We start from the raw sequence: 13,229 nt of genomic DNA, 5'->3' as shown, positions 1-13,229 counted from the left end.
CTGAGGTGCGCTTGAGCGGGTACAATCGAACTCGTCATGTCTTTTGCAACAAGCTCTTCTTCCCTGCAGGTTTTGAATGGCTCGCGGCTCCGGCTGGCGGGCCGAATTGTTTTATTCGTATTGGTGTTGGTAGCGGTGCTGGCAGGAGGAGTTTTCGTCTGGTTCCAGGCGGCGGCGCACTCGGCGATGCCGAAACTGGATGGCACGGTGAAGCTGAAAGGGCTATCGGCTCCGGTTACGGTGATTCGCGATGAGCATGGGGTACCCTCGATCACTGCGCAGAATCTCGACGATCTGTTTTTTGCCCAGGGGTATGTAACGGCGCAAGACCGTCTGTGGCAGATGGACATGATGCGCCGGTATGCGGCAGGAGAACTGTCGGCGGCGCTGGGTTCCGATTACGTGCAGGTAGATCGCGAGCAACGCGTGTTGGGATTGCGTGAGGTGGCGCAGAAGTCGTTGGCCAATGCTACTCCACAGGAGCGGCAGCAACTGGAAGCTTATGCGCGCGGTGTGAACGCGTACATTGCGGATCATCACTACGGGTTGCCGCTGGAGATGCGCATGATGCGCTATTTCCCGCGGGCGTGGACTGCGGAGGATTCGGTGCTGGTGGGCGCGTCGATGGCGGAGATGCTGAACCACGGCACGTATCTGGATGACCTGAACCACGAGAAAATACTGGCGCGGCTGGGCCCGGAGCTGACGAGCGATCTGTATGTCGAGAGCTCGCAACGGGACATAGTGCCGGGGCATGATCTGGATGAGATTGAGCCTTCGACGATTGCTCCTGACACGGCGCAGAAGACAGAGAAAGAAGCCGAGGTGACCCCTCCGGTGGAGCATGTGAGGAGAAGGCATCATCGGCGGAGAGCGGCGCTGGAGAGAAATACCCCTCCCTCCGTTTTCGACGCAACGCTGCGGCATCCCGCGGCGATGACGCCGTTGATGGATCGGGTACGGGCGGGGTCGAACAACTGGGTGATCAACGGCACGCACACCGAGAGCGGAAAGCCCCTGCTATCGAACGATATGCACCTGCCGCACCGGATTCCGAACACATGGTATGAGGCGCACCTGACCTGTGGCGATTACGAGGTCGCAGGCGTGACACTGCCCGGGACTCCGTGGGTGATTGTGGGGCACAACCGGCGCATCGCGTGGGGATTCACGAACGTAGGGCCGGACGTGGAAGATGTCTATGTCGAGAACTTCAATGCCCAGGGCGAGTACCAGACTCCGCAAGGTTGGCAGAAGCCGCAGGTACGGCATGAGGTGATCCGCGTAAAACGCGGGCGCGACGTGAAGATGGACGTGCTGGTGACGCGCCATGGGCCAGTGATTTCGCGTGAGATGAAGGGCGAAGGACGACAACTGGCGCTGAAGTGGGCGCTGTATGACACGGGGCTGAGTCTTCCCTTCTATTCTGTCAACACGGCTCAGAACTGGGATGAGTTCAGAGCGGCATTTGCGCGCTACAACGGGCCGGGGCAAAACGTAGTTTATGGCGACGTGGACGGCAACATAGGGTACCAGGCCACGGGGCGAGTGCCGATTCGCGCGGCGGGCGATGGAACACTGCCGGTGAACGGAGCGGATGATGCTCACGAGTGGACAGGCTATGTGCCGTTTGAAGAGATGCCGAGCGTGTATAACCCCCCTTCGGGGATTATTGCCACGGCAAATGGGCGCATCAGCGCGGATGGGTACAAGTACTCGATCACGAAGGAATGGGAGTCTCCGTACAGGACGGAGCGGATATATCGCGTGCTACGGCAGAACAGAAAGTTTACGGCGGCGGACATGCTCGCGTTGCAGACGGATGTGCAAAGCGATCTGGACAAGTTTGTAGCACAGCGCATGGTGTATGCGGTAGATCAGACTCCGGACGCAAGCGCGAGAGCACGGACGGCGGCGGATATTCTGCGGAAGTTCGATGGCAAGATCAGCATGGATTCGGCGGGTGCGGCGATTGAGCAGCGGGCACGTCACTGGCTCACGGAGACTCTGCTGAAGGGCAAGCTGGGGAACGACACGGAACTCTATGGGTGGTTTATGAAGACGGTGTGGCTGGAGAACACGATTGCTTTCCAGCCAGACCGGTGGCTGCCTGCGGAGTACAAGAGCTGGGATGCGCTGCTGGCAGCGGCAGTAGAAGCGGCGGTGAAGGATCCGCAGGCTCCGCGCGACCTGACGGCGTGGAAGTATGGCGATTATGCGACGGTGCAGATTGGGCATCCGATTTTCAGCAAGATTCCCGGGCTGAAAAAGTATGCGATGACACCGAAGCTGCCACAGTCGGGCAATGGAATCACAGTGAAGCAGGTGGGCGGGATGTTTGCGCCATCGGAACGGTTTACGGCGGATTTTGCGGACCTGGATCGATCAACGCTGAATATTGTGAATGGGCAGTCGGGTAATTTGTTTAGCCCGTACTTCAATGATCAGTTTGAGGCGTGGTATCGGGGAACGACGTTTGGGCTGCCGTTCAAGGCGGAGACGGTGGAGAAGACGGCTGCGCACAGGCTGACGCTGGTGGGAGAGTAGGGGCCGCGGTGGGTGACCTTGAGCGGAGGAGGAGTGCTGAAGTGGGTAGGGATCCTTCGCTTCGCTCAGGATGACACCGTCGAGGCAAGAGCAAGAGCAAAGGCAAACCCGAGGTCCTTCGCTGCGCTCAGGATGACACTTCAAGAACAAAAGCGAAGTCAAGGCGAATGGCTTTGGCGGCCACAGAGATGACGCGTTAGTTTTCGCGTTGGCCTGTGACCTTGTTGGTGGCGGGGAGGTAATCGCCGTAGATCTGCTGGAGGCAGTCAGGGCAGAGGCCGTGCGAGAAGTCAACGCCGATGTGCTCGTGGAAATAGCTATCGACCTGCTCCCAGTACTCGGCTTCGTTGCGGATCTTTTTGCAGTTGCCGCAGATGGGGAGGATGGAGCGGAGCTTCGTCATCTCGGTGATGTCTTCGATGATGAGGAGTACGGCGTTCTTTCCAGCTTCAGGCAAGGGGCTGGTTGAGATTAAAAGCTCCAGATCTTTGCGTATGCCAGCAGACTGAATTTGAAACCTGGTGCGACGCTGGGTGGTGCTGACCTGACGCAAGGAGCTTCCAACAGCTCCGCGGATCACGCATTTCTTGCAGGCGCGAGAGGCGCCACAGCCTCCTGGTGTTCCCTGCGAATTCAGACAAGACAGCACTTCTCCAGTGCGGCGGGAACGGACAGATCCGAGGGCAAGAAGACCGAATGCGGTGGCAGCAGCGGCGTTCAGGTCGAGGATGCGCACGTCTTCGTCAACGATGAACATGGGCACGGGGATGGCATTGAGCAGGTGCGAGTATTGCAGTTGATGAATGTTGTCCATCGGTGGAAACCTCGTGCGTCGGTAATTGGCGGGCTGGCGTGCGCTTGGATCTATTTAAGCAAGGGATGGAATGCAAACGCAACGGGGATTCTGAAATTCTGGAGTGAGGGTAACGGCAAAGAACAAAAGAAGAACCTTTGGATCGCGCTTCGCGCCGTCTTTGTTAGGGCCCACATGCGCTTGCCCAAAAAGGCAAGCGTATATGGGGCACCCGCGGCGCTTGGGTTTCGGTGTTAGGTCGGGCATGGCGTTCAAGGCTGAAGTGCGTGTTCAAATTTGTGCCATCGCAACAAGAATGGCTCCCGAGGGAGCCATTCTTGTTGCGATGAGGGGTGTTAGTCGATGTAGAGAACGTCGTAGGCTTGGCCCTTTACGTCGGTGGGGAATTCGGAAATGATGGTGTTGCCCGCTTGGTCGTAGATGTAAAGTTCGCCGCCTTCGACGGTGTAAACCTCGCCACTGTTGGCGATATATGTGACACCGGTAGCGTCGCCTCTAGCTGTGGATAGCAGGGGAGCTGTATTCGTCGCGGGGTTGACCAAGGTGATGCAGCTCTGAACGCCGCAACCTGTGGAGCCGACCCAGAAGACACCCTTGATGTTGCGAATCAAACGCTTGGCGCCGGGGCCCGTCTTGATGGGGGCTGACGCGGTACCGGCGGCGGTGTCAATAGTGGTGAAGAAGCCATCCTGAACGACATTGCCTCCAGCATCGGTGAAGGTCGTGGTTGATCCGGCGATGTAGAGCTTGTTGGCAGTGGCGTCGAAGAGACCACGACGCGCGCCACTGACGGGCAGCTGGTAAAGAATTTTGGCCGATCCGGTGTGGGACGTGAGGTCGAGCGTCAGCGTGGAAATATTAACAGCAGTAACGCTGGGTCCGTTAGAGCCTCCGCATTCGGTGCCGCAGCTCAGAATGAAGGCCTTGGTGCTGTCGGAGGAGAAGAAGGCGGCAACGGGCTTGGAGAGAGCAACCGTGGCTCCATTCGCATCCTGGAGAGTGAGCGTGTAAACCGGAGGAACAAGGGTCGAGGGATCGTTGGCACCGAGGTCCACCCAATGAGCGCTGTTCGGGTTATTCGCGTTATCGGTGAAAGCGAGCAGATGTTTCTCGGCGGGGTCCATCGCGAGATAACGGACGTTGGGCACCTGGATCTGTGTATCCAAGCTGCCGTCGGTGGGATTGAAGCGAACGATGGCTCCAGGAGAACGGAAGGTGCCGTTGGAGTAGTTATAAACGGCGGCGAAACCGGCCTTGTTGTTCTGCGTGGTGACGAAGCTCTCGGTCCAGCCTCCGAGATCGATGGTGGCCTTGACCGACTCAAGAAGGTTGTTGAGCGAGGAGAGGGTGTTGGCCGTGCTGTTGTATGTGAGAGTCAGCGTTCCATCAGGAGATGACTGCATGAATGTGGGCTGACTGCCGGTCGCGAAGCTTGATGTCGTCAGTCGGTTCTGTACCGTATCCACAACTGCTAGGCTTCCTGCGAAATAGTTGGAGACAATGGCACGATGCAGGAGGTGCGTAACGGGCTTGTAGGGTTGATCACCGGAGCCATTGTTGAAAGTGGACTGGCTTGTATGAATGTCGCTGCCGCATCCAGCCAGTAAGATTGCGCCCAACAGGGCCAGGATCAATGTCGCTTGCTTCAAGCAACGCACTCCAATGAGAATGGATTCGAAAGATGCTGGAAAGCACGATTATAACATTGAGGGTAGAGGATTTCGGGAGCCTGCTATGCTAGGGATCGTGAAAAGCACTTTATTGCAGTCCAGGATAAATAAGGTCAAGGACCAGCGATGTCAACGTTTCTAGAACGCCTGAGCCGTGGGCCCGTCCTTTGCGACGGAGCTATGGGCACACTGCTGTATGCACATGGTGTGTTCATCAATCGATGTTATGACGAGTTGAATGTTTCAGAACCTGAAAGGGTCGCGACGATTCACGCGGATTACGTGAAGGCCGGCGCGGAAATTCTGGAAACAAACACCTTTGGCGCGAACCACTACAGATTATTGAGACACGGATTTGAGGGCCGGGTAAAGGAAATCAACCAGGCCGGAGTGAGGCTGGCGCGTGCGGCGGCGGGTGCGAATGTGATGGTGGCCGGAAGCGTGGGGCCGCTGGGCATCCGCATTGAACCGCTGGGCAAGATAGCTCGCGAAGAAGCACGGGCTGCATTCAGAGAACAGATTGAAGTGATGGCCGAGGAAGGCGCCGATCTGATCCTGCTGGAAACATTCGGATATGTCGATGAATTACACCAGGCGGTGCTGGCGGCGCGAGAAGTAGCTCCGGGACTGCCGATTGTGGCCGAGGTCACGATCGATGAAGAAGGCAGTGCGCTGGACGGTACGGGAGCAGAAGTGTTTGGCGCGCGTCTGACGGACTTTGGCGTGGACGTCGTGGGATGCAACTGCTCGGTGGGTCCAGCGGCGATGCTGGACACGATTGAGCGCCTGCGCAGGGTGACTTCCCTTCCCCTCGCTGCTCAACCGAATGCAGGAATGCCGCGCAGCGTGGAAGGAAGAAACATTTATCTGTGCTCTCCGGAGTATATGGCGAGCTATGCGCGGAAATTCGTCGCGGCAGGCGTGACGCTGGTGGGCGGCTGCTGCGGAACAACTCCTGAGCACATCAAGGCAATGAAGTCGGCGCTGCGAATGGGAGAGGCGCGCACTTCATCGTTCCATGTGACGGTTGCGAGCCCATCGACAGCGCCCGCGGTGAAGCCCCTGGAAGAGCGCTCGAAGCTGGGAAGAAAGCTGGCGGCGGGCGAGTTCGTGACGATGGTGGAGATTGTGCCGCCTAAGGGCAGCGATCCGTCCAAGGAAGTCGCGGCGGCAAAGTACCTGAAGAGCGTGGGCATCGATGCGGTAAATATTCCCGACAGCCCGAGAGCTTCGGCACGAATGGGCAACCAAGCGCTCTGCACGCTGATTGAACGCGAATGCGGGATAGAAACCGTACTGCACTATACCTGCCGCGACAGAAACGTGCTGAGCATTCAGAGCGATCTGCTGGGGGCTTCCGCGCTGGGACTGAACAACCTGATCTGCATCACTGGCGATCCGCCGAAGCTGGGGAATTATCCGGACGCGACAGCAGTGTTTGACGTGGACGCAATCGGGTTGGTGAACATTGTTCGCAATCTGAACCTGGGAGTGGATATCGGCGCAAATCCGATTGGATCGACAACGTCGTTCGTCATCGGCGTGGGAGCAAACCCCGGGATCAGCGATATCGACCAGGAGGTGCGCCGCTTTGAATATAAGTGCGAAGCAGGCGCGCACTACGCGGTAACGCAGCCGGTGTTTGATTTGCGGCTGCTGGAGCAGTTTCTGCGCAGGGTGGAACACTGCAAGCTCCCGGTGCTGGCGGGAATTTGGCCGCTGACGAGCGTGCGCAATGCAGAGTTTATGCGCAACGAACTGAGAGTGTCGGTGCCGGATGAGATCGTTTCGCGAATGGCAGCAGCAAGCGCAAGCAGCGAACTTTCACGGGCAGAAGGCGTGCTGATCGCGCGCGAAATGCTGATGCAGGTGCACTCGATGGTGCAGGGCGTACAGGTGAGTGCTCCGCTGGGGAAATTTGCTGCGGCGGTGGATGTGATCGAGGCGCTGGGACAACGGGCGGCGACGTAAGAGCAAGGGGACAACCCCACCCTAAACTCGCTCGCGAGTTTAAGGGCGGGGCACCCCGAATTGTTAGTGTTTCATTTCTGTTTGACCACAATCCACAATCGCTACACAGAAATCATCGCAGTGCGCGGATTACCGTGCAGCGGGTTTGATGGCGAAGACCTTGACGCTGGCGGCGGCCTGGTTGACGTCGTACTTCGTCAGTAATTGGTCCAGCTCCTGACGGAAGTCAGGGGTGGGCTCGGGCACGCAGGTAGGAGCGCAACCGTCGGAGGCTGCGGCGCTGCCTTTCTCTGGAGCGGGTTCATCGCAGCAGCTCGTAGAACAGCAGTATGACTGGTTCTCGACCTTCGCGTAGGCGTTGAGGTCGGCACCGGTATCAACGATCTCGACGTGTTCGAAGCCGGCGGCGAGGAGCTTGGCTCGGTAGTCCTCCATCTGGAGGGCTCCGGCGATGCAGCCAACATAGGCGGCGATGCTTTTCGCGACTTCCAGAGGGAGCTCGCCTTTCAATGCAATGTCGCTGATGGCGAGGCGTCCTCCGGGCTTGAGGACTCGTGCGATTTCGCGGAAGACAGCGGGCTTGTCGGGCGCGAGATTGATGACGCAGTTGCTGATGACACAGTCCACGGAGGAGTCGGGCAGCGGAAGCTTGTCAATCGTGGCGAGATGGAACTCGACGTTGGTGTAGCCTCCGGAAGCGGCATTGGCCTGGGCGCGTTCGATCATCGAGGGGGTCATGTCGATGCCGATGGCCTTCCCTTCCGGGCCGACAAGCTTGGAGGCGAGGAATACATCGAGTCCGCCACCGGAGCCGAGATCGACGACAACTTCGCCGGGCCGAATGGAAGCCATGGCCGTGGGATTGCCGCAAGAAAGGCCCATGTTGGCTTCAGCAGGGATGGACCGTAATTGCTCGGCGGTGTAGCCAAAGGCCGCAGCTACGGCCTTGACGCCATCATGATTGCTGGAAAGTGAGCTCTTGGCCACGGCTCCGTACTTGGAGCGAACCGATTCGACCAGATTGTCCGTCATATCTCTCTCCTTGAACATATATGCTTAGGCGACTATATGTGGCAATGGACGTATTCGTCAAGCCGTATATAATATTTTTATGAGCAAGAAGGCGAAGGCGTTTGATATGGAGCAGTTCTTCCTGGCGCTGGCGGATCGAACACGCCTGAGATTGTTGAACCTGATGGGCGATCAGGAGATTTGCGTGTGCTACTTCGTGGAGACGCTTGGGCAGTCGCAACCGAAGATTTCGAGGCACTTGGCGTATCTGCGAAGGGCTGAGATTGTGACGGCGCGGCGAGAGGGAAAGTGGGTTCATTACAGGATTGTGATGCCTCCGAATGCAGGGGCAGAGCGAGTGCTGCGGCAGACGCTGGAGTGGTTGAGGGACGAGCCGGAAATGCGGCAGGACAGGGCGCGGCTGGAAAGGGCGTGTTGCAGTCCGGAGAAGTTCGTGGCACTGCAAGGGGCTCCGAGGCCAGTGGAGGTTTAGGGTTTCGGTGGTAAAGAGCAAAGGCGTGATTGGTGGTGGGTGACCTCGGGTGGTTGTGAAGATCGGGAGGGCAGCTGGGATCCTTCGCTGCGCTCAGGATGACGACTCAAACAGCAACGGCAAGAATAACGGCAACAGCAACAGTAAAGGCAACGACAAGGGCAAGAGCAACCCGAGGTCCTTCGCTGCGCTCATGATGACACCTTTAGAAGCGAAAGCAAATACAAAGCAAGAACCGAGGCAACGGCAAGAACTGCCCTCAGGATGACGCCTCAAAGGTTGGTGAGTGGGCGCTGGGTGATAGCATGGATGGCTGAGGACGAGACGATTGCGAATTCTGTTTATTGGGGACATTTTTGGTAGAGCGGGACGCGACATCGTGCACGAGCAACTGGCGGGTTTGCTGAAGGAGCACGCGGTCGATCTGTGTATTGCAAATGGAGAGAATGCGGCAGGGGGATTTGGGATCACACCGCAGATTGCCGAAGAGTTTTTTGATCTCGGCGTCGAGGTGATCACGACCGGAAACCATGTTTGGGATAAGCGCGAGCTGGTGGAGTATTTCAACGCGGCGGTGACGGAGCCGTACAGCCCAGCGAGGAGGGTGTTGCGTCCCGCGAATTATCCGGCGGGGACTCCGGGAGTGGGCGTTTACGAAGGAAAGTCGCGCGCGGGCGTTCCCTTTGCAGTGGTGAACCTGCAGGGACGCGTGTTCATGGCGAACATCGACGACCCGTTTCGGGTAGCGGATCAGTTGCTGAAGCAGATTTCGGCAAAGGTGATCTTTGTCGATTTCCATGCGGAGGCGACGTCGGAAAAGATTGCGCTGGGGTGGTATCTGGATGGACGTGTGACGGCGTTGATTGGAACGCATACGCATATTCCGACGGCCGACGCGAGGGTGTTGCCGGGAGGGACGGCGTACCAGACGGATGTGGGAATGACGGGTCCGTACGACAGCGTGATTGGTGTACAGAAGGAGCTGGTGCTGCAACGATTCCTGACCAGTCTCCCGGGAAGATTTGAAGCAGCGGCAAAAGACGTGCACTTCTGCGCGGTGCTGGTGGATTGCGACGAGCAGACGGGAAAAGCACGAGCTATTAAACGAATCATGGTGAATGAGAATGGTAAAGACGGCAACGAAAGCGGCTGGTAAGAAGAAATCGGCGAAAAAGGCGGCACAGCCGCGTGGAATGGCACGCAATGACGGCGCAATGGTGGTGGCGGCTGAAGGTTTCAAAGACAACGCAGACCTGCCACGCGGGTTTAACTGGCGCGCATTCGATGCCTACCTGTTCGATATCGATGGGACGTTGCTGAATTCGCGGGATGCGGTGCACTATGACGCGTTCTTAACCGTAATGCGTGAGCTGTATGGCAAGCCGGTGGGGCTAGATGGAGTTCCGGTACACGGCAGCACGGACCCTTTGATTCTGCTGCGGGCGCTGGAGAAGGCGGGAGTGGGTGAAGCGGAGGGGCGAGCTTCGCTGGACGACGCAATGAGCCGAATGTGCGCCGAGGTGGAAGCAAGGGCTCATGAACTGCGTCCGGAGTTGTGCGGTTCGATTCCGGAACTGCTGGCTGAGTTAAAGAAAATGGGAAAGCTGCTGGGCGTGACGAGCGGCAACGTGGAGCGGATCGGCTGGGCGAAGCTGAAGGCGGCGAAGGTTGATAAGTACTTTTCGTTTGGATCATTCAGCGATCGGAATGAGACGCGGACGGAGATTTTCCGCTGGGGCGCGGAAGAGGCGAAGCGCAGGCTGAAGAACGACGCGGCACGGGTGTGTTTCGTGGGCGATACTCCTGCGGATGTGGAGGCAGCCAAGGCCTGCGGATTTCCGGTGATCGCGGTGGCGACGGGCATATTCTCGCTGCTGGATTTGGCGAAGAATGAGCCGGATATGTGTCTTCCCTGTTGCGAAACTCTGTGGCAGTACGCAGAGCTATAGGATTCCGGTAGAATTCGGGTCATGCTACGCACTGCCCTGCTCGCGGCTGCGCTCCTGACGGGGGGCGTAGTGTATGCCGACGATGCAGGAGCGCACGCGGATGCGCCAAAGGTCCAGCAGCCCTGCTCGGACTATGAGAAAGACTTCACTCCTTGCCGAATTTCAAGAGCAGACAGGAACAAGGCAAAGGCTCTGTATGAGTCGGGGGTGAAGTTTGCCAATGAGCAGAAGTATCAACTGGCTCTGCAGAAGTTGAAGGATGCTCGAGCGCTGTCTCCAAGGGACGCGGTGTATGCGACGGCGGAAACGGCGATTGGGCAGAAGGTAGTCACCGAGGAGTTGCGCAAGGGCAATACGGCGATGCAGTTAGGAGATCGCGAGGCTGCGCTGCAGGCGTTTCGCAGGGCGGTTGAGATTGCGCCGGCGGATGACTACGCGCAACAAAGACTGCGCGATGCCCTGCCCGCTCCGGAACAGATTTCAGAGGCGAAGCTGAAGCCGGAAATGGTAGAAACGCGGCTGCATCCAACGCCGAGCGCCCATAGCTTCGAGTTTCGCGGGAACTCGACCGATATGCTGACGCAGTTCGCACGGCTGTATGGGTTGACGGCCGTTGCCGACCAGGGCCTGCAATCCCGAATGGTCAAGATCAAGCTGGACGATGTCGATTGGCAGACAGGATCGCAGATATTGGCACGGATCGCGAAGGTCCTGCTGATTCCGATGACGGACAAGCAGGTGCTGGTGGCGAACGACACGGCGGAAAATCGCCGCGACCTGATGCAGATGAGCCTGCGCACTTTCTACGCGCAGGGAGCGACCACGCCGCAGGAGTTGAATGACCTGACGACGTCGCTACGCATTCTGTTTGATCTTCGATATATTTCGCAGAATCCGTCGAAAGGAACGATCGTAGTTCGTGCGCCTCAGGCGACGATGGACGCGATTACGCAATTCCTGGATGCGCTGGAGGATGTAGAGCCTTCGGTGATGCTGGGGATCAAGGTGTTCCAGGTTTCCACCACGCTGAGCCGTGACCTGGGAGCGTCGGTGCCGAATGATTTCAAAATCTTCAACGTTGGCACGGAGATCCAGAACCTGGTGAACAGCGGCCAAATACAGCAGATCATTACGGCGCTGCAATCGGCAGGGCAGACGGTGAATACATCGACGATTCTGGCGGCGCTGCTGGCATCGTCAGGCGCGTCAAGCGTGCTGGGGCAGCCGTTTGGAACATTTGGCGGTGGAATCACGCTGACGGGCGTTACGATTCCGCAGACGGCGCTGCATCTCTCTGTGAACAGTTCCTCGGCGCGGACGGTGGAAGACGTGATGTTGCGCGCGGGACAGGGCAAGGCGGCAACGTTCAAGGTGGGGGAACGGTACCCGATTGTGAGCGCACAGTTCTCGGCAACCAGCGCGACGAGCAGTCTGCTGTCATCGCTCGGAATAAACTCGGCTTTGACGGCTTCGGTGCCGACGCCGCAGTTTACGTATGAGGATCTGGGGCTGACGTTGAAGGCAACTCCGCTGGTGCATGGGAAGCTGGTGAGCCTGAATTACGAAATGGCAATGCGGGCGCTGGGAACGACACAGGTGAATGGGCTTCCGATAATTTCCAGCCGCGAAACAAAGGGCACGATCACCATGGAGGATGGTGAATCCGTGGTGATCGCCGGTTTGATGAGCAAAAGCGAGACAGCGAGCATCAATGGAATTCCGCTGCTGTCGATGGTACCGGTACTGGGAAAGGCATTCTCGTATGAGACGAAGGAAACGGTCGGGGATGAGTTGCTGATCGTGATGACGCCGCATATTACGTCGTCGAGGGTAGGAAAAGGGTCGTATGTGCCGATCCCGACGGTGGTGCCGAAGTAGGTGAAAGGTTTCGCGAGGTGAAAGAGCAAACCCGGGGTTCTTCGCTGCAGTCAAGCGGATGAGAACGCGAGGTGGGAAAGTGGTGGACGGAGTAGGAGTCCCTCGCTTCGCTCGGGATGACACCTTAAGGGCGAGGACAAAGACACAGGCAAAAGCAAAGGCAAGAACAGAAACAGGGAGGGTCGATGGCTGAGGCTATCGGCTTTTTTGTTTGGATTCGAGTGAGACACGCTTGTGCATGCGGCGGATGCGGTCGCGAGTGAGCGGATGGTCGCGACCGAGATTCGCGAGTTTTGCCAGGGGGCCGCTGGACTGAGGTCCGAAGTATGGAAGCAGGGTTTGAAATGCGGCTTCGGCGTCGTGTGGGTCGTATCCGGCCTGGGTGATGAGGTTCAGGCCTATGTCGTCGGCACGGGTTTCGCAGGCGCGCTGGTCGCCGGACTCATGTCCGTTACTTTGGCCGAAAAGGAAAGTGGAAACGGCTCCGGATGGGGTTCTGGAGGAGAGTTTGGCGCGCTCGTTGGCGTCCTGACATTTGCGGTCTATGGCGTGGCCGATTTCGTGTCCGATGAGGAATGCAAGTTGCCCTTCAGAGGGCTCAAGTACGGCGATGAGTCCCAGGGGAACGCAGATGAGAGCCGAACCGGGGGCGAGGTCATATTCGTAAGCATTTACCACCATGGAGTGGGTGACGGCGAACTTGATATTTGCGGGATCAGAGGCAAGTTTGGCAAAGATGCTCGAGACCTTGGACACAGCAGGGCCGGTGGTGACTTGCGGCGCGCCACACATTCGCTCGACGACAATGGCGGGCGGAGGATCGACGATCTGCGCGTAACCCGCAGTGGTCAGGAGCAATATCAGGAGAAACCGCATGGTGGTCGATGATTAGTGGA

Annotated in this window: 10 protein-coding genes; 6 read left to right on the top strand and 4 right to left on the bottom strand. The window is 58.0% G+C overall.

Annotation, left to right across the window (positions count from 1 at the left end; translation table 11 throughout):
* Positions 1 to 36 precede the first annotated feature (36 nt).
* Positions 37 to 2,547 carry a penicillin acylase family protein gene (locus AC6IY8_RS04940; RefSeq protein WP_497777593.1) on the top strand — a complete coding sequence of 837 codons (2,511 nt, stop codon included), beginning with the start codon at positions 37 to 39 and terminating at the stop codon, positions 2,545 to 2,547.
* Positions 2,548 to 2,743: 196 nt separating this feature from the next.
* Here AC6IY8_RS04940 and AC6IY8_RS04935 read toward each other — a convergent pair whose 3' ends face one another.
* Both AC6IY8_RS04935 and AC6IY8_RS04930 read right to left on the bottom strand, forming a co-directional pair.
* The gene (locus AC6IY8_RS04935) at positions 2,744 to 3,361 is read right to left on the bottom strand and encodes a PAS domain-containing protein (protein WP_497777592.1); all 618 of its coding nucleotides are present in this window, start codon (positions 3,359 to 3,361) and stop codon (positions 2,744 to 2,746) included.
* Positions 3,362 to 3,696: 335 nt separating this feature from the next.
* Positions 3,697 to 5,010 (bottom strand): YncE family protein, encoded by a 1,314-nt coding sequence (locus AC6IY8_RS04930; RefSeq protein WP_497777591.1) that lies wholly within the window; start codon positions 5,008 to 5,010, stop codon positions 3,697 to 3,699.
* 147 nt (positions 5,011 to 5,157) lie between these two features.
* Here AC6IY8_RS04930 and AC6IY8_RS04925 point away from each other — a divergent pair, with 147 nt between their 5' ends.
* The gene (locus tag AC6IY8_RS04925) at positions 5,158 to 7,002 is read left to right on the top strand and encodes a bifunctional homocysteine S-methyltransferase/methylenetetrahydrofolate reductase (protein WP_497777590.1); all 1,845 of its coding nucleotides are present in this window, start codon (positions 5,158 to 5,160) and stop codon (positions 7,000 to 7,002) included.
* Positions 7,003 to 7,131: 129 nt separating this feature from the next.
* Here the strand turns inward: AC6IY8_RS04925 and arsM are convergent, their stop codons facing one another.
* On the bottom strand, positions 7,132 to 8,034 hold the full coding sequence (gene arsM / locus AC6IY8_RS04920) for an arsenite methyltransferase (RefSeq protein WP_497777589.1): 903 nt from the start codon (positions 8,032 to 8,034) through the stop codon (positions 7,132 to 7,134).
* Between the two features lie 79 nt (positions 8,035 to 8,113).
* On the opposite strand from arsM, the gene AC6IY8_RS04915 reads away from it, so the two are divergent.
* From AC6IY8_RS04915 to AC6IY8_RS04900, 4 genes are all read left to right on the top strand, one after another.
* Positions 8,114 to 8,506, top strand: coding sequence for an ArsR/SmtB family transcription factor (locus AC6IY8_RS04915; RefSeq protein ID WP_497777588.1), 393 nt, complete (start codon positions 8,114 to 8,116; stop codon positions 8,504 to 8,506).
* Positions 8,507 to 8,834: 328 nt separating this feature from the next.
* Positions 8,835 to 9,662 (top strand): TIGR00282 family metallophosphoesterase, encoded by an 828-nt coding sequence (locus AC6IY8_RS04910; RefSeq protein WP_497777587.1) that lies wholly within the window; start codon positions 8,835 to 8,837, stop codon positions 9,660 to 9,662.
* On the top strand, positions 9,631 to 10,455 hold the full coding sequence (locus AC6IY8_RS04905; protein WP_497777586.1) for an HAD family hydrolase: 825 nt from the start codon (positions 9,631 to 9,633) through the stop codon (positions 10,453 to 10,455). The genes AC6IY8_RS04910 and AC6IY8_RS04905 overlap by 32 nt, the downstream gene beginning before the upstream one ends.
* 21 nt (positions 10,456 to 10,476) lie before the next feature.
* Positions 10,477 to 12,333, top strand: a complete 1,857-nt coding sequence (locus AC6IY8_RS04900; RefSeq protein WP_497777585.1) for a type II secretion system protein GspD — start codon at positions 10,477 to 10,479, stop codon at positions 12,331 to 12,333.
* Positions 12,334 to 12,528: 195 nt separating this feature from the next.
* On the opposite strand, the gene AC6IY8_RS04895 is transcribed toward AC6IY8_RS04900, so the two are convergent.
* Positions 12,529 to 13,209 (bottom strand): M48 family metalloprotease, encoded by a 681-nt coding sequence (locus tag AC6IY8_RS04895; protein ID WP_497777584.1) that lies wholly within the window; start codon positions 13,207 to 13,209, stop codon positions 12,529 to 12,531.
* Positions 13,210 to 13,229: the final 20 nt, after the last annotated feature.

It is taken from the genome of Koromonas soli (genome assembly GCF_059726265.1).
Note: the sequence above shows the minus strand (reverse complement) of the source record. Positions and strands in the feature narration are given on the sequence as shown.